At 69.9% G+C, this 22,094-nt stretch carries 17 protein-coding genes, 2 tRNA genes and 2 pseudogenes; 8 read left to right on the plus strand and 13 right to left on the minus strand.

Annotated features, from left to right (window positions below; translation table 11 throughout):
• Positions 1 to 13: 13 nt before the first annotated feature.
• Positions 14 to 1,321, plus strand: coding sequence for a kynureninase (gene kynU / locus ACQ86G_RS28210; RefSeq protein ID WP_431258358.1), 1,308 nt, complete (start codon positions 14 to 16; stop codon positions 1,319 to 1,321).
• A gap of 8 nt (positions 1,322 to 1,329) precedes the next feature.
• Entirely contained in the window at positions 1,330 to 2,238 is a 909-nt protein-coding gene (gene kynA, locus ACQ86G_RS28215; RefSeq protein ID WP_431258359.1) for a tryptophan 2,3-dioxygenase, read from the plus strand.
• Between the two features lie 58 nt (positions 2,239 to 2,296).
• On the opposite strand, the gene ACQ86G_RS28220 is transcribed toward kynA, so the two are convergent.
• Positions 2,297 to 3,235, minus strand: a complete 939-nt coding sequence (locus tag ACQ86G_RS28220; protein WP_431258360.1) for a hypothetical protein — start codon at positions 3,233 to 3,235, stop codon at positions 2,297 to 2,299.
• A 150-nt stretch (positions 3,236 to 3,385) separates the two neighbouring features.
• Between ACQ86G_RS28220 and ACQ86G_RS28225 the strand changes: the two are divergent.
• Positions 3,386 to 5,202: pseudogene (locus ACQ86G_RS28225) on the plus strand (aminopeptidase P family protein).
• A 130-nt stretch (positions 5,203 to 5,332) separates the two neighbouring features.
• The gene (locus ACQ86G_RS28230) at positions 5,333 to 5,614 is read left to right on the plus strand and encodes a hypothetical protein (protein ID WP_431258361.1); all 282 of its coding nucleotides are present in this window, start codon (positions 5,333 to 5,335) and stop codon (positions 5,612 to 5,614) included.
• Positions 5,615 to 5,665: 51 nt separating this feature from the next.
• Here the strand turns inward: ACQ86G_RS28230 and ACQ86G_RS28235 are convergent, their stop codons facing one another.
• The 4 genes from ACQ86G_RS28235 to ACQ86G_RS28250 all read right to left on the minus strand — a co-directional run bounded on the left by ACQ86G_RS28235 (position 5,666) and on the right by ACQ86G_RS28250 (position 8,934).
• Complete coding sequence (locus ACQ86G_RS28235; RefSeq protein WP_431258362.1) at positions 5,666 to 6,490, minus strand: LytR/AlgR family response regulator transcription factor; 825 nt, start codon at positions 6,488 to 6,490, stop codon at positions 5,666 to 5,668.
• Between the two features lies 1 nt (position 6,491).
• A complete protein-coding gene (locus tag ACQ86G_RS28240) occupies positions 6,492 to 7,583 on the minus strand; it encodes a sensor histidine kinase (RefSeq protein WP_431258363.1) in 1,092 nt (363 codons plus the stop codon).
• A gap of 336 nt (positions 7,584 to 7,919) precedes the next feature.
• Positions 7,920 to 8,147 (minus strand): hypothetical protein, encoded by a 228-nt coding sequence (locus ACQ86G_RS28245; RefSeq protein ID WP_431258364.1) that lies wholly within the window; start codon positions 8,145 to 8,147, stop codon positions 7,920 to 7,922.
• A 151-nt stretch (positions 8,148 to 8,298) separates the two neighbouring features.
• Positions 8,299 to 8,934: a hypothetical protein gene (locus ACQ86G_RS28250; RefSeq protein ID WP_431258365.1), complete on the minus strand. Its 636-nt coding sequence runs from the start codon at positions 8,932 to 8,934 to the stop codon at positions 8,299 to 8,301.
• Positions 8,935 to 9,182: 248 nt separating this feature from the next.
• Between ACQ86G_RS28250 and ACQ86G_RS28255 the strand changes: the two genes are divergently transcribed.
• Positions 9,183 to 11,447 carry a RelA/SpoT family protein gene (locus tag ACQ86G_RS28255; RefSeq protein WP_431258366.1) on the plus strand — a complete coding sequence of 755 codons (2,265 nt, stop codon included), beginning with the start codon at positions 9,183 to 9,185 and terminating at the stop codon, positions 11,445 to 11,447.
• Positions 11,448 to 11,456: 9 nt separating this feature from the next.
• Here the strand turns inward: ACQ86G_RS28255 and greB are convergent, their stop codons facing one another.
• Positions 11,457 to 12,014, minus strand: coding sequence for a transcription elongation factor GreB (gene greB / locus ACQ86G_RS28260; RefSeq protein WP_431258367.1), 558 nt, complete (start codon positions 12,012 to 12,014; stop codon positions 11,457 to 11,459).
• Positions 12,015 to 12,133: 119 nt separating this feature from the next.
• Between greB and ACQ86G_RS28265 the strand changes: the two are divergent.
• Positions 12,134 to 12,268 (plus strand): annotated as a pseudogene (locus ACQ86G_RS28265) (CoA transferase); the annotation flags it as partial.
• Between the two features lie 121 nt (positions 12,269 to 12,389).
• Entirely contained in the window at positions 12,390 to 13,232 is an 843-nt protein-coding gene (locus ACQ86G_RS28270) for a CoA transferase (RefSeq protein ID WP_431261519.1), read from the plus strand.
• Positions 13,233 to 13,325: 93 nt separating this feature from the next.
• Here the strand turns inward: ACQ86G_RS28270 and ACQ86G_RS28275 are convergent.
• From ACQ86G_RS28275 to hemC, 6 genes are all read right to left on the minus strand, one after another.
• Positions 13,326 to 13,402: transfer RNA gene (locus ACQ86G_RS28275), tRNA-Arg, on the minus strand.
• Positions 13,403 to 13,513: 111 nt separating this feature from the next.
• Positions 13,514 to 13,590: transfer RNA gene (locus tag ACQ86G_RS28280), tRNA-Arg, on the minus strand.
• 126 nt (positions 13,591 to 13,716) lie between these two features.
• A complete protein-coding gene (locus ACQ86G_RS28285) occupies positions 13,717 to 14,964 on the minus strand; it encodes a heme biosynthesis HemY N-terminal domain-containing protein (protein ID WP_431258368.1) in 1,248 nt (415 codons plus the stop codon).
• A gap of 10 nt (positions 14,965 to 14,974) precedes the next feature.
• A complete protein-coding gene (locus ACQ86G_RS28290; protein ID WP_431258369.1) occupies positions 14,975 to 16,144 on the minus strand; it encodes a uroporphyrinogen-III C-methyltransferase in 1,170 nt (389 codons plus the stop codon).
• Positions 16,141 to 17,004, minus strand: a complete 864-nt coding sequence (locus tag ACQ86G_RS28295; RefSeq protein WP_431258370.1) for a uroporphyrinogen-III synthase — start codon at positions 17,002 to 17,004, stop codon at positions 16,141 to 16,143. The genes ACQ86G_RS28290 and ACQ86G_RS28295 overlap by 4 nt, the downstream gene beginning before the upstream one ends.
• On the minus strand, positions 17,004 to 17,933 hold the full coding sequence (gene hemC / locus ACQ86G_RS28300) for a hydroxymethylbilane synthase (RefSeq protein ID WP_431258371.1): 930 nt from the start codon (positions 17,931 to 17,933) through the stop codon (positions 17,004 to 17,006). Before hemC ends, ACQ86G_RS28295 begins: the two co-directional genes overlap by 1 nt.
• Positions 17,934 to 18,411: 478 nt before the next feature.
• Between hemC and ppc the strand changes: the two genes are divergently transcribed.
• Positions 18,412 to 21,156: a phosphoenolpyruvate carboxylase gene (gene ppc, locus ACQ86G_RS28305; RefSeq protein WP_431261520.1), complete on the plus strand. Its 2,745-nt coding sequence runs from the start codon at positions 18,412 to 18,414 to the stop codon at positions 21,154 to 21,156.
• Between the two features lie 41 nt (positions 21,157 to 21,197).
• Here ppc and ACQ86G_RS28310 read toward each other — a convergent pair whose 3' ends face one another.
• Positions 21,198 to 22,025 (minus strand): LytR/AlgR family response regulator transcription factor, encoded by an 828-nt coding sequence (locus tag ACQ86G_RS28310; RefSeq protein ID WP_431258372.1) that lies wholly within the window; start codon positions 22,023 to 22,025, stop codon positions 21,198 to 21,200.
• Between the last annotated feature and the right edge of the window lie 69 nt (positions 22,026 to 22,094).

Consider the following 22,094-nt stretch of genomic DNA (forward strand, 5'->3'; position numbering starts at 1 on the left):
ATCTGGAACATCGATGACGACAAGACAAGACTGCCTGGCCCTGGACGCCGCCGATCCGCTGGCGCCGCTGAAGGACCAGTTCTCGCTGCCCGAGGGCACGCTCTACCTGGACGGCAATTCGCTGGGTGCGATGCCCAAGGCGACCGCAGCGCGCGTGCAGCAGGTGATCACCGAGGAATGGGGTCGCGACCTGATCAAGAGCTGGAACACCGCCGGCTGGATCGACCTGCCCGCGCGCATCGGCGACAAGATCGGCCGCCTGATCGGCGCGAAGCCCGGCGAGACCATCGTCGCGGACTCGACCTCGCTCAACCTCTACAAGGTGCTGAGCGCGGCGCTGCGCATCGTCAAGGCCGGCGACGCTGACGGTCGTCGCACGGTCGTCGTCTCCGAGCGCAGCAATTTCCCCACCGACCTCTACATCGCGGAGAGCCTCGCCGAGCAGTTCGGCATGACGCTCCACCTCGTCGACCACGTCGATGAGATCCCCGGCCTGCTGGACGACCGGCTCGCCGTGCTGATGCTGACCGAGGTCAACTACCGCACCGGCCGCCGGCACGACATGACGGCGGTGACCGCCGCGGCCCACGCGGCCGGCGCGCTGACCGTGTGGGACCTGGCGCACTCCGCAGGCGCGATCCCGGTCGACCTGAACGCCGCGGATGCGGACTTCGCCATCGGCTGCGGCTACAAGTACCTCAACGGCGGTCCCGGCGCGCCGGCCTTCGTGTGGGCGCATCCGCGCCATGCGGACCGCTTCTGGCAGCCGCTGTCGGGCTGGCTCGGCCACGCGTCGCCGTTCCAGTTCACTTCGAACTACGCGCCCGCGCCGGGCATCAAGCGCTACATCTGCGGCACGCCGGCGATCCTGTCGACGGTCGCGCTGGAGTGCGGCGTCGACACGCTGCTCGCGGCCGACCCGTTCGGCGGGATGGCGGCGCTGCGCGAGAAGTCGATCGCGTTGACCGAGCTCTTCGCGCGCCTGGCAGAGCAACGCTGCGGTGCACAGGGCATCTACGTCGTCTCGCCTCGCGATGCCGCGCAGCGCGGCAGCCAGGTCTGCCTGGCGCTGAAGGCGCCGCTGCACGAGACGGCCGGCTACGCGGTCGTGCAGGCGCTGATCGAGCGCGGCGTGATCGGCGACTTCCGGGCCGGGGATCCGGCGCGCCTCGACGAGGTGCCACACATCCTGCGCTTCGGCTTCACGCCGCTGTACATCGGCTTCACCGACGCGTGGGACGCGGTCGAGCACCTGCATCAGGTGCTGGCCACCGGGGAATGGCGCGAGGCGCGCTTCAACAGGAAGGCGGCCGTGACATGAGTTGCCCGATGGGACATGGATCCGGCACAGCCCCGGACGGCGTCGACCAGCCCGCACCGGGCGCCGGGAAGGAAGCCGGGCAAGGCGGCGAGGCCATCGTCCGCGAGGAAGGCGCGCAGCTCGATTTCTCGAAGGACATGAGCTACGGCGACTACCTGCGCCTGGACCAGGTGCTGAGCGCCCAGCACCCGCTCTCGCCCGACCACAACGAGATGCTCTTCATCATCCAGCACCAGACCTCGGAGCTGTGGATGAAGCTGATGCTGCACGAGCTGCACGGCGCGGTGACGCACGTGGCCTCGGACCAGCTGCCCGAGGCCTTCAAGATGCTGGCGCGGGTGTCGCGGATCATGGAGCAGCTCGTCCACGCGTGGGACGTGCTCAGCACGATGACGCCGCCGGAGTATTCGGCCATCCGGCCCTACCTCTCCAACAGCAGCGGCTTCCAGAGCGCGCAGTACCGCCGCATCGAGTTCATGCTCGGCAACAAGAACGCCGCGATGCTCAAGCCGCACGCCCATCGCGCCGACCTGCTGGCCGAGGTGCAGGCGGCCTACGAGGCGCCCTCGCTGTACGACGAAGTCCTGCGCCTGCTGAAGCGCCGCGGCATCGACGTGCCGGCCGCAGCGCTAGCCCGGGACTGGACGCAGCCGCGTTCCGCCGACGACGGCGTCAAGGCCGCCTGGCTCGAGGTCTACCGCGATCCCAAGGCGCACTGGGACCTGTACCAGATGGGCGAGGAACTCGTGGACCTGGAAGACGCCTTCCGGCTCTGGCGATTCCGCCACGTCACGACCGTGGAACGCGTCATCGGCTTCAAGCGCGGCACCGGCGGTACCGGTGGCGTCAGCTATCTGCGCAAGATGCTGGACGTCGTGCTGTTCCCGGAGTTGTGGGCGCTGCGCACGGAGCTGTGAAACCCGGCACCTGAGCCCGCGGCGATCGTGACGGTCGCCGGGAGGCTCGCGTCGCGCATCACGGCTTGGGCAGTTCCGCGAAGGACTCGACCGCCTCCAGGCGTTCGAGTCCTGCCTTCAACCGGTCGAAGCGCCAGCGGTCCTGCTTCAGTTGCGCCTGCATGCGCACCAGGTCGTTCTTGAGTTCGTCGCCGCGCGCGGCGGGGTTGCGGTCGGACAGCTTGGCCATCAGGATGGTTTCCTGGCGCAGGTTGATGTTCTCCAGCTTGGGCACCGCGTCGCGCGCCAGCCAGTGGCGGGGGAACTGCGGCGCGAGACGGTAGGCCGCCGCCGGATCGGCCACGTTCACCCGCACCCAGAAGCGGACGTAGCGCTTGTCCGGATCGATCGCGACGAAACGGCGCGGCTGTACGCCCGCCACCGGTACGCCGGCACGCCAGACCTCCGCCGCCTCGCCCCAGGTGCGGAACTCCGCCGTGTGCGGACGCAGGCGGAAGGTCTCGACGGGCTCGAAGGCGGCGCGCTGCGCGTCGAAGCGCTCGTAGGCGAAGGTGCAGGCGCTGTCGCCGGCGAGCAGCGGCGTCGGGCCGCCGTCCAGGCCGGCCTCGACGAACACCAGCTCCGCCACCACCGGCACCCGCGCGACGACCGGCGCGCCGGTCGGCCCTTCCTCGAGTTCGGGCGCGCCTCGCTGCTCGATCGCACGGACGATCACGGTGAGGTCGCAGTCCTGCAGCGGCTCGCCCGCATGCGCGACACGAGGCTTCGCGCGCGCTTGCAGGATCTGCTTCGGATCGGCGTCGGCCGCCAACTGCGCGGTGACGAAACGCACGGCGGCCTGCAGCCGCTCTGCGTCGCTCGCCTCGGACGCGGGCGAGGCCGCCGCGTGCGTCCCCGTCGCCCACGCCATCAGTCCCAGCACCAGACCGCCGGTGAGTCGTCGACGCACGGCGCCAAGCGCCCCACCGGCGCCACCGGCTCCTCCAGACATCTTCATCGCACGCTCCTCCCGGTCGCCCTTGTTTTCCAAGCGCGCGATGTTAGACGGACGGAAGTCATGGAAGCGTCACTTCTACAATCGGCGACTTCACGCGCGCGGCCCACCCGGCCGCTGCGTTCCACGCCCGCCAACCCGCCGAGGCCCGCCATGGATACCCGCCTTTCCCAGATCAAGCTGCGCATCTCCCGACTGCGCGACGCGCTGCGCAACGCCGGCGCCCACGCCATCCTGGTGCCCTCGGCCGATCCGCACCTCTCCGAATACCTGCCGCGCCGCTGGCAGGCCCGCGAAGTCTTCTCCGGCTTCACCGGCTCCATGGGCACCCTGGTCGTGACGCTGGATGACGCCCAGCTCTTCGCCGACAGCCGCTACTGGACCTCCGCCGAACGCGAGCTCGCCGACAGCGGCATCGCCCTCTTCAAGATCCCGACCGGCGCCTCCAGCCAGCACATCACCTGGATCGCGGACACGCTGCAGCGCGGCCAGACCCTGGTCGTCGACGGCCAGGTGCTCGGCCTTGCTGTCGCGCAGCAACTGCGCGCGGCACTGGGCGCCAAGGGCGTGCTGATCAACACCGGGCTCGACCTCATCGACCAGGCCTGGGACGACCGCCCCGGCCTGCCCGACGCCCCCATCTACGAACACGCCTCGCCCCAGGCCACCGTCAGCCGTGCCGACAAGCTCCAGCAGGTGCGCGAAGGCATGGCGAAGCACGGCGCCTCGCATCACCTGATCTCCAGCGTCGACGACATCGCCTGGCTGTTCAACCTGCGCGGCTCGGACGTGACCTACAACCCGGTGTTCCTCGCCCATGCGCTGCTCGACAAGACCGGCGCGACGCTGTTCGTGCAGCCCGGCAAGATCGACGCGGCGCTCGAGCAGCGCCTCGCCGCCGACGGCGTGCGCCTCGCGCCGTATGCGGACACCCGCGCGACGCTGGGTGCCCTGCCCGCGGACGCCAAGGTCCTGATCGATCCCCGCCGCGTCACGCTCGGCCTGCGCGAGGCCCTGCCGGCCTCCGCCTCCGTTGTCGAGTCCATCAACCCCAGCACGCTGCTGAAGAGCCGCAAGAACGCCGCCGAGGCACAGTTCATCCGCCAGGCGATGGAGCAGGACGGCGCCGCGATGTGCGCGTTCTACGCGTGGTTCGAAGCGGCGCTGGCGCGCGGCGAGGCGATCTCCGAACTCACCATCGACGAGCGTCTGACCGCCGAGCGCGCCAGACGCCCCGGCTTCGTCGGCCTGTCGTTCTCGACCATCGCCGGCTTCAACGCCAACGGCGCGATGCCGCACTACCGCGCGGTGGCCGAGTCCTTCTCCCAGATCGACGGCAACGGCCTGCTGCTGATCGACTCGGGCGGCCAATACCTCGGCGGCACGACCGACATCACCCGCGTGTGGCCGATCGGCACCATCACCGACGACCACCGGCGCGACTACACGCTGGTGCTCAAGGGCACGATCGCGCTGTCGCGCACCGCGTTCCCGCGCGGCACGCTGAGCCCGATGCTCGACGCCATCGCCCGCGCCCCGCTGTGGGCCCACGGCCTGGACTATGGCCACGGCACCGGCCACGGCGTCGGTTATTTCATGAACGTGCATGAAGGCCCGCAGAGCATCTCGAAGGCCGTGCCCGATGCGAACATGGCCATGGAGCCCGGCATGATCACGTCGATCGAGCCCGGCCTGTACCGCCCCGGCCAATGGGGGTGCGGATCGAGAACCTGGTGCTGAACGTGGCGCTCGAGACCCCCGAAAAGGGGCAGTTCGGCGAGATGCTGGCGTTCGAGACGTTGACGCTGTGTCCCATCGACACGCGCTGCATCGCCGTGGCGCTGCTGTCGGAAGACGAACTGGCGTGGCTGAACGCCTATCACGCCGAAGTGCGTCGCCGCCTCGCCCCGCTGGTCGACGGCGAGGCGCTGGCCTGGCTGAACACCCGCACCGAAACGCTGCATCGTTGAGCCGTCGGCCGTCCATGCGACGGACAGCGGAAAAGCGCGGCTGAGCCGCGCTCTTTACGTCCGGCCTCGCTGGAAGCGCTCCGGGCTGCGACCTAGACTTGATCCAGGTTGTCGACGAGGAGCAGAGACCATGGACACCCGACTCTCTCAAGCGTGGAACGGCTGGCGTGCGTTGGCGCAACGCACGCCTTCGACCAACGACGAACGCGAGATGCACCGGTTTTCCGACGGTGCGATGCACACGGCGCTGATGCTGGCGATCATCGCCGTGGCCGTGATGGCCGTCGTGCAGATGGTCAATGTCGCCGCGCCGATGTGGCAGCTGGAACCCGTCGTCGTGCAAGGCAAGGCGCAGCAGGTGCCGCTGCCCGCCGCTCCGCAGCCGCTGGAGCAGGCACAGCCCAGGCGCTGATCGGGCAGGGACGGATCGCCAGGTCCGCCCACCCTGCCCTCATATCTGCCCTTACATCTGCCGGAACAGGTGCAGGTAGCTGCGGCTGACCGGCAGCACCTCGGGGCGGGCCTTCAGGTGCAGGTCCGCCGTTTCGTTGGGACCGCGCGTGACGTGGCTGATCGCGTGCAGGTTCACGACCACCGACCGATGCACCTGCACGAAACGCTGCGCGTCGAGCCGCTCGATCAGCTCGCGGATCGGCGTGCGGATGAGCGCCTCCCCCTCGGCCGTGACGACCAGGGTGTACTTCTCGTCCGACCGCAGGAACAGGATCTCGTCGACCGGGATCAGTTTCAGCGTCGAGCCCACCGACGCGCGGATCCACTGCAGCGGCCCCGTGTCGGTCGCCAGGCCACCGGCGGCCGGCGCCAGGGCGCCCGGCGGGCGCGCCATGCGACGGGCGAGCTCGTCGATGACGGCTTCCAGCGCCGCCTGGCTGCCCTCGCCCCGCGGATGACGCGGTCGTTCGGCCAGACGCTCCTTCAGTCGGCCGACCGTGTCGGCCAGCCGGACCTCGTCGACCGGCTTGACCAGATAGTCGATCGCGCCGCGCTCGAAGGCCTGCAGCGCGTAGGCCTCGAAGGCGGTGACGAACACGACCTGCGCCTGACGCGCGATCTGTCGCGCCGCCTCCATCCCGTTCAGGCCCGGCATGTGGACGTCCAGGAAGGCGATGTCGGGTCGGTGGACCTCGAACATCTCCACCGCTTCGCGCCCGTTTCGCGCCTGGGCGACGACGCGCAGTTCCGGCCACAGCAAGGCGAGGCTGCGCTGCAGGCTGTCGCGCAGCAGCGGTTCGTCGTCGGCGATCAGGGCAGTCGGTACAGGGCTCATGTCATTGCGGGGTGAAGCGCACTTCGGCGCACAGGCCGTGCGGCAGATTCTCGGTCAGCGTCAGGGTGGCGCCGAGGCCGTAGAACAGCGTCAGCCGCTCGCGCAGATTGCGCAGCCCGGTGCCGCTGCCCATGCTCTGCGTCATGCCGACGCCGGTATCGCTGACCCACAGCCGGACCTGCCCGTCGTGCACCGCACCGCCCAGCTCGATGCGGCCGCCTTCCTCGCTCGGATCGACGCCGTGCCGCACGGCGTTCTCGACCAGCGTCAGCAAGGCCATCGGCGGGAAGCGCAGGTTGCCGAGTTCCGGCGGCAGGTCGACGAGGTAGTCCATCCGGTCCGGCATGCGCAGATGCATCAGCTCGAGGTAGGCGCGGACCAGCGCGACTTCATCCGACAGCGTCGTGGCATCGCCCTGCAGCCGTGGCATCGCCGCGCGCAGGTAGGCGATCAGGCTGCGCAACACCGGCGCGGCCTGCGGCGAACCGGTCTCGACCAGCGCGCGGACGTTGGCCAGCGTGTTGAACAGGAAATGCGGCTCGACCTGCGCCTGCAGCAGCCGCAACCGGGCATCCAGGGCCTGACGTTCCAGCTCGCTGCGTTCGAGCTCGAAGCTGAGCGCCTGGTTGCGGGCTTCGGCGTCCCGTTGGCGGTAGAGCGCCCCCATCGCGAGCAACGGTCCGACCACCAGGCCGGAACCCGCGATCCAGAGAAAGCCGAGCATCCGCGATTCGGACTCGACGAAGCTGGAAAAGTCGCCACCGACGGCCACCATGTAGACCGCGAGCGTGGCCAGCGGCACCGCCGCCGCAACGACAACGACCTGGAACAGCCAGCGCGCCCACCATCGGGGCAATCGGCGCGGCCACTGTCCGGCCGCGGAGAACGCCAGCAGCGCCAGCATCCCCACGAACATCGTCCGCCCCAGCAGCACCGGGAACGGGGTGATGAAGATCGGTTGCAGCGCCAGCGCGAAGACGGTGGCCAGCGCCAGGGCCAGCAGGACCCGCTGGGGCGTCAGGTAGGAGACGAACCCATGCCAGGCCGGATGCGAGGGCGCTGGCGGGCTGACAGGGAGGACCGGGGTCGACATGGCCGCACGATAGCGGCCCTGTCGCAGCGATCCAAGCACGGGCGGGCGCTGACGCGACGAAGCACGGGATGAGCCGCTTGAGCCACGAAGGCCGGGCCGGCAATCGCACCGCGCTGCGGGGTGGGCGCCGCATGGACCCGGGGCAGCGAGGCGAGAAAGTCCTCGAACAGGTCCTCCTCAGCCATGGCGGCGGGGCCCGTGCTCTCGGCTCCGATGTCGGCCCTGATGTCGGCTCCGATGTCAGCGACCATGTCGGCGCGCCTATCGGCACGCGTCTCGGCACGCGTCTCGGCACGCAACGACGGCGCGTTCATGCGTACATCCCGATCCGGCACATCACGGCTTCCTTGCCTGCGTTGATGGCGAAGCGCAGCGCTTCCGCCGGCGTCGCCCAACCGTAGCCCCCGCCAGGTTCTCGTCCCGGAAGGCCTCGCGCTTGTTCATCGCCTCGCTGAGCCCGGTGCGCACCACGACGACCGCCGCCACATAGCCGAACTGGCGCGGGCGCTCGATCGCGCCGGCATAGATGCGGTAGTCCCCGGTTTCGATTTCGGCGAAGTGCATGGCTGACTCCTTCAACGACAGGCAGCTCGTAGGGAGCCGCGATGGAGTCCACTTTGCGCGCTGGAACGCGCGATGCATACCCGACTGAGGAGGGCCCTCGGAAGGGGAGTCCGTCCCGGATCCCCCTATCGGGCGATGTCCGTCGATGCGCTCAGAACCGGTTGTTGGCGATCGAGGTGTATTCGCGCAACTCGGCATCGACGACGCGCTTGGGCGGCACGTCGGCCGGGCGCTGGCCCAGCGTGGGATGGAGGACGTCGTACGACCGGCGCTCCGACGGGGAGATGACGCCGTTCTGGTCCGAATCGGCCTCCGCATAGACCAGGTTGGGCACCAGGCTGATCGGCTCGGGGAACTTCTCGTCCCGGGACACCACGGCGGCCCGGGCATTCGACGGCTGGAAGGACGTGCTTTGCGCCGTCACCGTCGCGGGCGCGGCAGCAGCGGGGGCCGGAGCGGGAGCCTGGGCCGCCGCCGGTTGGGGCGTCGTCGGCTGAGCCGTCACCAGTTGGGTGGCCGGCGCGGCGGGCGCGGCGGTCACCGGCTGCGCGGTCGCTGTGCGCACCGCCGTCGCGAGCCCGGTGGCCGCCTGGGCGGGCGTGGCGGCGCTGGACAGGCTGGACGCGGCCAGGCTTGCCGCCTGCGGCGACAGGCTCACCACGGCGGAAGCCTCGACCTGCGAAGCGGTCGAGGAATCGTCGACGCCGGCCTCGCGCACGCGCGCCGACTGCCCGGTGGTTGCACCGGGACCGTTCAATGTCGTTGTGTTGTTGGAAACAGGAATCATGGCGAGCCTCCCACGAGGTGTCCGCACATTTCGGCCAGCGGATGCCGGGTCCGGAACACCGTCCCGGGCCAACGCCCTTCCAGGGCATGTTCGGTTTATCGGCGGGCGCTATCCGGACTTTAGGCCCCGATCCGAGTGTTTCGCATTTTCTTGATAGGGAAAAACCCCTAACCCGGGGCCTGAAGCGGGGTCGAAGCCGCATGCCCACTCGCCGGAAACCCCTGGCGCCATCGGTTAAATTGCACCGCATGGGTCTCCGCTCCTTCGCAACCGCTCACATTCCAGGCCTGACCGGGCTGGCCGGCCCCAAGGCCACGCCGGACACGGCCGGCGAGGCGTCCTCGTTCGACGCGCTCGTGGACCGCCTGCACTATCTGCCCAAGGCCGACGTCAAGCGCATCCGCGAGGCCTACAAGTTCGCCGACGAGGCCCATCTGGGCCAGTTCCGGGCCAGCGGGGAGCCCTACATCACCCATCCGATCGCCGTCGCCGGCCTGTGCGCCGACTGGCGCCTGGACGCCCAGGCCATCATGGCCGCGCTGATGCACGACGCGATGGAAGACTGCGGCGTCACCAAGACCGAGCTGATCGAGCGCTTCGAGGCGCCGACCGCCGAACTGGTCGACGGCCTGACCAAGCTGGACAAGCTGCAGTTCTCGACCCGCGAGGAATCGCAGGCGGAGAGTTTCCGCAAGATGCTGCTGGCGATGGCGCGGGACGTCCGCGTCATCCTGATCAAGCTGGCCGACCGCCTGCACAACATGCGCACGATGCAGCACATGGCGTTCGACAAGCGCCGCCGCATCGCCCGCGAGACGCTGGACATCTACGCCCCGATCGCCCACCGGCTCGGCCTCAACGAGATCTACCGCGAACTGCAGGAACTGTCGTTCCAGTACATTCACCCCTGGCGCCACGGTGCGCTGGCCAAGGCCGTCGGCAAGGCCCGCGGCCATCGTCGCGACCTGGTGTCCCGCATCGAGCGCGACGTGCAGAAGGCCTTCTCCGAGGCCAACCTGCGCGTCGAGATCCAGGGCCGCGAGAAGACGCTGTTCAGCATCTACAAGAAGATGAGAGAGAAGCACCTGAGCTTCGCGCAGGTGAGCGACATCTTCGGCTTCCGCGTGATCGTGCAGGACCTGCCCCAGTGCTACTGGTCGCTGGGCGTGCTGCACCAGCTCTACAAGCCGCAGCCTGGGCGCTTCAAGGACTACGTCGCCATCCCCAAGCCCAACGGCTACCAGTCGCTGCACACGACGCTGGTCAGCCCGCTGGGCACGCCGGTGGAATTCCAGATGCGCACCGAGGCGATGCACATGGTCGCCGAGAAGGGCGTGGCCGCCCACTGGCTGTACAAGAGCAAGGGCGACACCAAGGGTGCCCAGCAGCTGGGATCGCGCTGGCTGCAGTCGCTGCTGGACATCCAGGACGAGACACGCGACGCGACCGAGTTCCTGGAGCACGTCAAGATCGACCTGTTCCCCGACGCGGTCTACGTGTTCACGCCGAAGTCCAAGATCATGGCGCTGCCCAAGGGCGCGACGCCGGTGGACTTCGCCTACGCGATCCACTCGGACGTCGGCGACCATTGCGTCGCGGCGAAAGTCAACGGCGAACCGGTGCCGCTGCGCACCGAACTGCGCAGCGGGGACGTGATCGAGGTCGTCACCGCCGCCGGCGCGCGACCGAATCCGGCGTGGCTGAGCTTCGTGCGCACCGGCCGGGCGCGCTCCAAGATCCGGCACTTCCTGAAGAACCTGGAGCAGGAGGAGTCGCGCGAACTCGGCCACAAGATGCTGGCGCAGGCGCTGCGTGCGGAAGGCCTGGCGCTGCCCAGCCTCCAGCCCGAGGACGAGACCGCCGCCGCGCTGTGGCAGGACCTGGCACGCTGGGCGGGCAACCGGCAGGTCGACGAACTGCTCGTCGAGATCGGCCTGGGCCGCAAGATCGCGACCATCGTCGCGAAGAAGCTGGCGCGCACCTTGTCCGACCAGGGGCAGCGGCCCGACGCGGTGCTGCTGACGATGGGGCGGTTCGCCACCGACGACGCGCCGTCGCAGGGCCAGGTGTTGATCGACGGCAGCGAGGGCGCATCGGTGCGGCTGGCCACCTGCTGCCGGCCGATTCCCGGCGACGACATCAAGGGCTACCTGGGCCGCGGCGAGGGCCTGGTGGTGCACACGGCCGAATGCTCGGTCGGAAGACGCCTGTTCCAGCGCGACAGCGAGCACTGGATCGCCGTGGGCTGGGGCGAGGAACTGACCCGCAGCTTCGAGGCCGAGGTGGGCGTGCTGATGCGCAACGGCAAGGGCGTGCTCGCGCAGATCGCGACGGCGGTCAGCAGCGCCGAGGCCGACATCACCCACATCGCGATGAGCGACGACTCGCAGCAGCGCGAGACGGCGGAGATGACGCTGCTGCTGGCGGTGCGCGACCGTCTGCATCTGGCAGACGCGCTGCGCACGCTCAAGCGCTCGAGCGCCGTGATGCGCGCCTGGCGCGTCAAGCCCTGATCGCCAGGATCAGCCCGGTTCCGGGTAGCGCACTTCCACCACCTCGATCGGTTCGACACCGACCGGTGTCACCAACTGCAGTTCATCGCCCTCCCGTGCCTTGAGCAGCGTGCGGGCGATCGGCGACACCCAGCTCACTTCGCCCGCCAGGCTGTCCGACTCGTCGATGCCCTTGATGGTGATGGTCCGCTCCTCGCCTTTCGAGTTGGCATAGGTCACCGTCGCGCCGAAGAACACCTGGTCGCTGCCGTGATGGGCGCTGGGGTCGACGACCTCGGCGATGTCCAGGCGCTTCGTGAGGAAGCGCAGGCGGCGGTCGATCTCGCGCAGGCGCTTCTTGCCGTAGAGGTAGTCGCCGTTCTCCGAGCGGTCGCCGTTCTTGGCGGCCCAGGAGACGATCTCGACGATCTTGGGGCGCTCGACATCCAGCAGTTGCATGAACTCGGCACGCAACCGGGCGTATCCCGCCGGCGTCATGTAGTTGCGCGAGCCCTGCGGCAACGCGGGCAGCGACGGGCCGTCGTCATCGTCGTCGCTGTCGGTTTCCTTCGTGAATGCCTTGCTCATGGCGGCTATTGTGTCGTGCCACGGCGGCATCCTCGCGCAGGCGCACAGAGACCCGCGCACCGACGCGTTATGGTGTGGCGAGCCGGGATTCCCGGGAAAGGAAGGGCATGAGCGACACCATGGATGCCGGCACGGGCGGTCCGTTGAGCGGGCTGAGGATCCTGGAGTTCGCCGGCATCGGACCCGCGCCGTTCGCAGGGCTCGTACTGGCCGATTTCGGCGCCGAGGTGACCGTCGTCGAACGCCCGGGCGGCGAGTCGAGGCTGGGCGGCGGCGCGGCGCTGAATCGCGGCAAGACCGTCGTGCAGGCGGATCTGGAAATCGCCCGCCGGCCTGGCCCGGGTACGCGACCTGGTCTCGCGCAGCGACGCGCTGATCGAAGGGTTCCGGCCCGGTGTCATGGAACGGCTCGGGCTGGGTCCCGACACGCTGCTGGCCGCGCATCCGTCGCTGGTCTACGCCCGGCTCACCGGGTGGGGCCAGACCGGACCGATGGCGCACAGCGCCGGCCACGACATCAACTACGTCGCGCTGAGCGGCCTGATGCCCTTTGCGGCACGTCAGGGTCAAGCGCCGGCGTTGCCGGCCACCCTGCTCGGCGACATCGGCGGCGGCGCACTGACGATGCTCTTCGGCCTGATGTGCGCCCTGTGGGAGTCGCGACGCTCCGGTCGCGGACAGGTCGTCGACGCGGCGATCCTGGACGGTGTCGGCTACATGGGAACGCTCATCCAGGCCCTGCGGGCCGGCGGCCGCTGGGACGACGAGCCCTCGCGCAACCTCTTCCTGCACCGCGCCCACTTCTACGACTGTTTCGAATGCGCGGATGGCCGATGGTTGTCGCTCGGCGCCATCGAGGCGCCCTTTCAGCAGGAGCTCATGGCGCGGTTGGGCCTCCCGGCGCCGTCGCAGGACGATCCGGCGCAATGGCCCGTCCTGCGCGACGCGGTGGCCGCGCGGATCCGGCAGGCACCGCTCGCGCATTGGGTCGGCGTCTTCGACGGCAGCGACGCCTGCGCCGCGCCGGTGCTGACCGCCGCCGAAGCGCCCTTGCATCCGCACCAACAGGCTCGTCGCAACTTCTTCATGCAGGACGGACTGGCGTGGCCGATGCCGGCGCCGAAACTGTCGCGGACGCCGGCGAGACCGGGCCCGTCGGCGACCGGCATGGATATCCAGCAGGAGTTATCCGACCCGGACGATATTCGCCCCAGATAACCGGACCCGGCCATTCAAACCAGTTCGGGCATGAGGCCGGAAATCTTTCGGGCAAAGAAAAAAGCCAGCGTCTTTCAACGCTGGCTTTCTATTTGGTGCGGCTGGCAGGATTCGAACCCACGACCCCTTGGTTCGTAGCCAAGTACTCTATCCAACTGAGCTACAGCCGCTCGACTTCTACTGATCAGGAACCGCCGTCGTGGAAGCGATCCCAGGTTTTTGTTGTTACTTCTTCTTTTGCTTGCCGAATCTCCGGTGACCCGGACATTCAACAGTTTTTCTGGTGCGGCTGGCAGGATTCGAACCCACGACCCCTTGGTTCGTAGCCAAGTACTCTATCCAACTGAGCTACAGCCGCTGAAAGACTGCGACTATAGCATGTGTTTTTGAGGGTCTGCAAGTATCTCGACAAAAAATTCATTCATGCGCCGGTCGCGGCAGGATGAATCCCCTCCCCCGGGGGCCTCGACGGCACTCCAGAACCTCATCCGAGACGCGCTGCAGCCTCGTAGCAGCGGGCGCGGCGTTCCGAGTCTTCGTCCTGGTCGGCCATCTCCGCCAATCGCAGCCAGCTGCGGCGGCGGGCGTTGAGGGTCAGTTCGCGATCCTCCGCCGCCTGCTCGAGCATCAGACGCGCCTTGCCCCACAACTGACGCTCCGCCAGCGCGTGCCCCAGTGCGAAGGCCATCGTGCCGTCGCGCGGGAACCGCTGCACCGCGCCTTCCAGCCGTTGCAGCCATTCCGGTCCCAGGCCCGGCATGCACAGCACCAGCGCCTCGGCCAGCGCCTGGCGCTCGTCGGCGCCCTGCTCCGCGATCGACTCCCAGAACGGCCGCAGCCAGCCGCGACCGTCCTCCGGCGCGCCCAGACCCGCCGCGCAGTTCGCGGCACGAGAGGCCACGAACACATCGCGCCGGTCCGAGGCATCCAGCTGCTGCCAGATGCCGCGCAGTTGATCGATGTCGCGCGCGGCGTCGAGCGCCTCGCAGGCGAGCGAGCGCAACAGGCCCTGCGCGGCCGCCTTCGAGAAGCCCTGGTGCTTGGCCAGCAGACGCGCGGTGCGCAGCGCCTCGAGCGGCTCATGCGCGAGCCTGCTGGCCTGCAGCTTCAGCCGCAGCGCCTGCGTCCGGCGCGCGACGCCCGGCGTCAGTTCGCCCAGCAGGCCCAGCGCGCGGGCGGCGTCACGATCGTCGAGCGCCCATTCGGCGGCCAGCAGTCTCGCGCCCTCTTCCTGGACGCGGGCGCCCGCCGACGTCGCCGCCACCTGCAGTGACTGGCGCAGGTGCTCGTCGCGGTTGCGCCGGTCCTGCAGTCGGTGGGCGCTCTGGGCGGCCACCAGGTGCGCCAGCGCCATGAAGGCGCCGTCCTGCGCCAGGTCGGGTGTCTGCGCCTGGATCGCCAGTGCGCGCTGCGCCGCCTTCTGGGCACGGCTGTAGCGGGCACCGAAGTATTCCGCCCAGGCCTCGCGCAAGGCGATCTGGGCGCTGCGCTCGCGCTGCGCCATGCGCCACAGGCGCGCGCGCTTGGGCAGGGTCAGCAGCGCGTCCAGCGTCTGCATCAGCGTCATCAGCGCGAAGCAGCCCGCCACCAGCAGCAGCAGGAACAGGTTGAGCGACAGGTCCATGCGCCAGCCGCGCCAGTAGAAGCTGGCGAGGCCGTCGTTGTTGCCCAGCGTGAGCGCCGCCACGACGGCGGCGACGAACAGCAGCACCAGCCAGATCACCATGCGCATGGCGATCTCCTCAGCGCGCGACCGCGCTCAGCGCGGCCAGCGTGTCGTCGGGGCGCGGCACGCTCACCTGCCGGGACTGGCCCTGCACCTGCCGCAGCAACTCCGTCGTCTGGGTCAGCTTGCGCGAGCGCGCGTCGAAATAACGCTCGAGCATCGCCTGCGCCTCGCGCAGGTCGACCTGGGCGGTGTCGAACTGCCGGCTCAGCAGCGCCAGCCGGGCGTTCAACAGCCGCAACTTGAGGTTCTCGCGGAGGAAGAAGGCCTGCTCGGGCGCGATCAGCGCGGCCTCCGGGTGGTCGATGCGGGTCACGCGCAGCAGGCCGCGGGCCTCGCGCCAGATGTCGCCGGACAGCGTCGTCCAGCGATCGCCGGCCTGGTCCCAGAGACGGGTCCACCAGCCGGCCTCACCCTCATCACCGGCCTGCGAGGCGCCCGCGGACGCCGCGGAAGCAGGCTTGCGCGACGCCGCGGTCTTCACGCCGGCGGGCGCCGGGGTCGGGTGTTGCGCGGCAGGGATGGCGGACGCACCGGACGGATCCTGCCCGGGCTGGGCGACGGCCAGCAGCGGCAGGTCGTCGACCTGCCGCACCACCTCGTCCAGCTTGATCGTCAGCGTCGACACGTCGATGACGCTGACCGCCTTGATGCGTTCGAGATCGCGCGTCACGGCGCGACGGACCCCTTCCAGGCGCGGCTGCTTGTAGCGGGCCAGGCGCACGTCGGACTGGTTCAGCGCGGCCACCAGCGGCTCGACGCTGCCGGTGATGGTGCTCTGCTGCATCGCCACGCGCAGCGAGGACTCGATGTCGCCGACCACGTTCTCGTCGCGCGACCGGTTCATCGACTGCATCAGCGTGTCGAGCTGCTCCCGCTGCACGGCGACCTCGCCCAGGCGCGCGTCCAGCAACGCGACCTTGGCCGCGGTGTCGCGGCTGAGGTCCTGCGCCTGGCGGGCCTGGTCGCGGGCGATATTGGCCTCGCTCTGGCTGCTGTCCTGGCGCCGGACGAGCTCCTGTTCGACCTGCTTGAGCCGTTGCTGGCTCTGCCAGGCCAGACCGAGGGCCAGCAGGGCCACCAGACCGACGCAGGCCACGACGGCCTGGGTCAAGGTGGCGCCGGATTGCCGGGCGGGCTTGTGGGGCGACGGAACGTCGGCCGCTGGGGTGGTGGTCTCGCTCACGTCGGCGATTCTAGGGTGGACCCTGACAGCATCCGGAACCCGGCGGCGACGGCCTCCGCTTCCGGTCGCACCAAAACCACATGCCCCACGCCGAGGGCCTGTGCGCGGGCGGCGATGCGTTCGTGGGTGGCCAGGGCGCGGACAGGTCCCCAAATGGCGGGTGACGGGTCCTCCCGCCTGTCCCCGGCGGCCGGCGCCCGCATGCGGCGCGTCCCCTTTTCGAGGGCCTCCAGATGGCCGATCGCCTCCGAACTGCTGAAGAGCCAGACATGGCGCTCCGGCGCCTGCAGCGCCTCGCGCAGCAGTGCGGCCGTTTCCGCGGACAACGGGGGACAGGCCCGGCGATAGACGCTGACGGCTGCCACCTCGGCGCCGGCATCGCGCAACCGGTCGCCCAGCCATTCGCGTCCACCATCGCCGCGCACCAGCAGGGCGCGGCGGCCGGACCAGTCCGCGCCCGCGACGCGGACCAGTTCCGGCCACAGATGTTCCGAGTCCAGGCTGTCCGAGCCTGCCGGCGGCTGGACGAGGCGCCCCGATGGCACGCCGCGCTCGATCAGCGCCCGCGCGCTGCCCGGGCCGACGGTCGCCGCCCAGGTCCGGTCGGGCCAGACGGCTCCGGCGGGTCTGTGGTCGAAGAAATGCTCGACCGCGTTGGGACTGACGAACATCGCCAGGTCCATGGCCGGCAAGGTCGACCAGACGGCCTCGACGGGGGCGGGATCGCCGGCCGGCTCGATGTCGATCAGCGGCAGCGAAGCGGTCGCCACGCCCAAGGCGGCCATGCGTCTCGCCCAGTCGTCGGCCTGGGCCCGGGGACGGGTCAGGAGCAGGCGGACCGGGGCGACGGCGCCCGGCATCAGACGTCCTTCAGGTACTCGGTGGCACCGAGCTCGCGCAGCGCCGCGGCGGCGGCGATGCCCAAGGCTTCGGCGGCGGCGAGATCCCCCACCGTGGACCGCGAGCCCGCCCGCAGGAGGGCCCGCTCCGGTTCGATCGGGTGCCCCAGGGCCACGGAAAGCGTCAGTTGTCCGTCGGCCGCCCAGACCGCGTGCGCGGCCAGCGGCATCGAGCAGCTGCCGCCGAGCTCGCGGGACACCGCGCGCTCGGCGGCCGCGGCCAGCCACGTCGGCCGGTGCGCCAGCGCTTCCAGATGTGCGGTCAGCGGCGCCTGGCCGGCGCGGATCTCGATGCCCAGGGCGCCCTGCCCCGCGCACGGGATCATCTCGTCGACGTCGAAGTACTGGCGGATGCGGCCGTCCAGCTTCAGGCGCTTGAGCCCGGCGGCGGCGAGCACGATCGCGTCGTACTGGCCTTCGTCGAGCTTGCGCAGCCGCGTGTCGAGGTTGCCGCGCAGCGGTTCGATGCGCAGGTCCGGGCGCAAATTCTTGAGCTGCGTCACGCGGCGCAGGCTCGACGTGCCCACGCATGCCCCCTGCGGCAGCGCAGCGAGGTTGTCGTAGGTCGACGACACGAGCGCGTCGCGCGGGTCCTCGCGTTCGAGCACTGCCGCGAGCACGAAGCCCTCCGGCAGTTCCATCGGCACGTCCTTCAGCGAATGCACGGCCAGCTGCGCGCGGCCGTCCTCGAGCGCCGTCTCCAGCTCCTTCACGAACAGGCCCTTGCCTCCGACCTTGGACAGCGTGCGGTCCAGGATCTGGTCGCCGCGCGTGGTCATCCCGAGCAGCCGCACCTCGAGGCCGCGCGCCTGGAGCAGGGCCTGCACATGTTCCGCCTGCCAGAGGGCCAGGCGGCTCTCGCGGGTGGCGATCACGAATTCTTGGTTCATGGGGCGGCATGCTAGCCGAGCGGCGCCCGCTGTCGTCCCTCCGTGGAGGGAAGCTCGTTTGCCGCGAAGCATGACTTGCGCGATCCCGGAGCAGATCGCCGCCGATCGCGGCGCTCGCACCACGCCGACGGGCGAGTCGCGCACGAAGAAACTGCTAAAGTCAACCGAAGGTAACTTCGTTACATCACCCCCTCCCCCTGGTCCCTGACGAACCTCTGACGCCGCCATGCCCGCCAGTACCACCTCCGCCTCCTCCCCCGCCTCCTCCCCCGCATCCTCCCCCGCCTCGAAGTCCCGAGCCAAGGCCGCTACCCAGGCCCGCGCCAAGCCGGCCGCAACACCTGCCCCCAAGCCGGGCATCCCGTTGAAGTCGAAATCGAAGTCGAAGCCGGCGGCCAAGCCCTCCGCCAGGAGCTCCGCCAAGGCAGCGGCCGGCGCCCGCTCGATCCGGACGATCAAGGACAAGAACCAGCCGCTGATGGACGACATCCGCCTGCTGGGCCGCATCCTGGGCGAGGTGATCCGCGAGCAGGAAGGCCGCGAGGCCTACGAGCTGGTGGAGCGCGTGCGCCAGCTGTCGGTCGCCTTCCGCCTGAAGCGTGATGCGCAGGCCGGCAAGCAGATGGACAAGCTGCTCAAGGGCCTGTCGGGTGAGCAGACGGTGAGCGTCATCCGCGCGTTCAGCTATTTCTCCCATCTGGCCAACATCGCCGAGGATCGCCATCACGTGCGCCGCCGCGAAGTCCACGAGCGCGAGGGCTCGCTGCAGCCGGGCTCGCTGGGCTACGCGCTGGAGCGGCTGTTCGACGCCGGCGTGCGGCCGGCGGAAGTGGCCAAGACGCTGGCGCACGGCTTCGTGTCGCCGGTGCTGACGGCCCACCCGACCGAAGTGCAGCGCAAGAGCATCCTGGACGCCGAGCGCGCCGTGGCCGAGCTGGTCGGCGCGCGCGACCGCCTGCACACGGAACGCGAGCTGGCCGCGAACGAACTCCTGATCCGCGCCCGCGTCACCCAGCTGTGGCAGACGCGGATGCTGCGCTACTCGAAGCTGACCGTCGCCGACGAGATCGAGAACGCGCTGAGCTACTACCACGCGACCTTCCTGCGCGAGATCCCCAAGCTCTACACCGAACTCGAAGAGGCGCTGCCGGGCGAGGACGTGCCGCCCTTCCTGCGCATGGGCCAGTGGATCGGCGGCGACCGCGACGGCAACCCGAACGTCACCGCCGACACGATGCGCCTGGCGCTGCGTCGCCAGAGCGAGCTGGCGCTGCGCCACTACCTGACCGAGCTGCACGAGCTGGGCGCGGAACTGTCGATCTCGCTGCGACTGGCGGGCGTCACGCCGGCGATGCAGGCCCTGGCCGAGCGCAGCCCCGACCAGAACGAGCACCGGATGGACGAGCCCTACCGGCGCGCGCTGACCGGCATGTACGCGCGCCTGGCCGCGACGCTCGAATCGCTGACCGGCACCGAGGCGCTGCGGCACGCGGTCGCGCCGCAGGATCCCTACCTGTCGCCCGAGGACCTGCTGGCGGACCTGCGCGTGATCCAGGACTCGCTCGAGAGCCACCACGCGCACGCGCTGATCGCGCCGCGGCTCAAGCCGCTGATCCGCGCGGTGCAGGTCTTCGGTTTCCACCTGGCGACGCTGGACCTGCGCCAGAGCAGCGACCAGCACGAGCTCACCGTCGTCGAGCTGCTGAAGAACGCCCGCGTCTGCGAGGACTACTCGGCCCTGGGCGAGCAGGAGCGCCGCGCGCTGCTGGTCGACCTGCTGAACCAGACGCGCCCGCTGCGGGTGCTGGGCGCCGAGTACAGCGAGCGCGCGCTGGGCGAGCTCGCGATCTTCGAGACCGCGCGCGAGTCGCTGAAGCGCTTCGGCCGCGAGGCGCTGCGCCACTACATCATTTCCCATACCGAGGACGTCAGCGACCTGCTGGAGGTGCAGCTGCTGCTGAAGGAAGTCGGCCTGCTGCGCGGCACGCTCGACGGCGACGCGGTCAGCGACCTGATCGTGGTGCCGCTGTTCGAGACCATCGCCGACCTGCGCAACGCCCCCGGCATCATGCGCGGCTTCTACGAGCTGCCCGGCATGGCCGCGCTGGTGCGGCGCTCCGGCGGCGAGCAGGACATCATGCTGGGCTACTCCGACTCCAACAAGGACGGCGGCGTGTTCACCAGCAGCTGGGAGCTGTACCGCGCCGAGATCGCGCTGGTGCAGCTCTTCGACGAGCTGCGCCAGCAGGGGCCGCTGACGCTGCGCCTGTTCCACGGCCGTGGCGGCACGGTGGGCCGCGGCGGCGGTCCGAGCTACCAGGCCATCCTCGCGCAGCCTCCCGGCACGGTGAACGGCCAGATCCGGCTGACCGAGCAGGGCGAGGTCATCAACTCCAAGTACGCCAACCCGGAGATCGGCCGGCGCAACCTGGAGACGCTGGTCGCCGCGACGCTCGAGGCCACGCTGCTGCATCCGACCAAGACGGCGCCGCAGGCCTTCATGACCGCGGCGCAGGCGCTGTCGGATGCGAGCTTCGCGGCCTACCGCGGGCTGGTCTACGACACGCCGGGCTTCGCCGACTTCTTCTTCGCCACGACGCCGATCCGCGAGATCGCCGAGCTCAACATCGGCTCGCGTCCCGCCTCGCGCAAGGCCACGCGCGCGATCGAGGACCTGCGCGCGATCCCCTGGGGCTTCAGCTGGGGGCAGTCGCGCATCACGCTGCCGGGCTGGTGCGGCTTCGGCTCCGGCATCCAGGAGTTCCTGGGCAGGGACAAGTCCGGCCGTGACGAGAAGCTGGCGCTGCTCAAGCGCATGCACAAGCAGTGGCCCTTCTTCAAGACGCTGCTGTCCAACCTGGACATGGTGCTGGCCAAGGCCGACCTCGACATCGCGCGCCGCTACCTGGAGCTGGTCGAGGACAAGCGCCTCGCCAAGAAGATCTTCGGCGCGATCGAGGCCGAGTTCGCGCGCACCGAGGAAGCCATCGCGCTGATCACCGGCGAGAGCGGCCGCCTCGCGGCCAATCCGGCGCTGGCGCGTTCGATCGAACACCGGTTCCCGTACATCGACCCGCTGAACCATCTGCAGGTCGAGCTGATGCGACGCTACCGCGCGATCCCGGCCGAGAAGCGCGCGGAAGATCCTCGACTGGAGCGCGTCCAGCGCGGGATCCACCTGTCCATCAACGGGATCGCCGCCGGCCTGCGCAACACCGGCTGAGCAACACAGGCCGAGGCGTCGGGCGGGAACGGATCAGCGCTTCAGCGCTGCCCCGCCAGCGCCTCGCGCACGGCCGCCACCTGCCGTCGCGAGACGGCGAGCCACTCGTTGACATGGGCGATGCGGACCGCCCAGCCGAGTTCGCCGCCGTTCTCGCCATCGCCGTCGGCGGGGCCGTCGGTGGGCACGTGGCGCTCCAGTTCGCGCACGGCCGACCGCGCGACCAGCGCATTGCGGTGCACGCGCAGGAAGCGGTCGCCGAGCCGCTGCTCCAGGTCGCTGAGCGAGCCGTCCATCACATGGCTCTGTGTCGCGGTGCGCAGCGTGAGGTACTTGAGTTCGGCCTTGAAATACAGCACCTCGGCCAGCGGCACGCGCAGCAGCCGTCCACGCTCGGTGATGTTGATCACCGGCGTCTCGGCGCCCGACGACGACTCCTGCCCGTTGGCGTCGCGCTCCTCGCGCGCCTTGGCGGCCGTCCGCTCGTCGATGCGCTGCATCGCCCGCGCCAGGCTGGCCTGCAGGCGCTCGCGCCGCACCGGCTTGGTCAGGTAGTCCAGCGCCTCCAGCTCGAAGGCCAGCAGCGCGTGCTGCGCATGCGCGGTGACGAACACGATGGCCGGCGCGAAGGGGCGCCCGCGCAGCGCCTGCGCCAGCCCCAACCCGTCCAGGCCCGGCATCTGCACGTCGAGCAGGATCAGGTCGCAGGCATGGTCCTTGAGCCACGCCAGCGCCTGGTCGCCGCTGCCGGCCTCGGCCACGACCTCGGCGCGGGGCTCCTCGTTGGCTTCGACCAGCCCGCGCAGACGCAGCCGCGCCAGCGGCTCGTCGTCGACGATCAAGACCTTCAGCGGCGGATGCGTCAGCATGTCCTTCCCTCCCGTCCCGGTGTGCTCATTGCTCTCGTTGCTCTCGTTGCTCTCGTTGCCCGTGGGGTC

Source organism: Roseateles chitinivorans (genome assembly GCF_050632145.1).
Classification (GTDB): Bacteria; Pseudomonadota; Gammaproteobacteria; order Burkholderiales; family Burkholderiaceae_C; genus Roseateles; species Roseateles chitinivorans_B.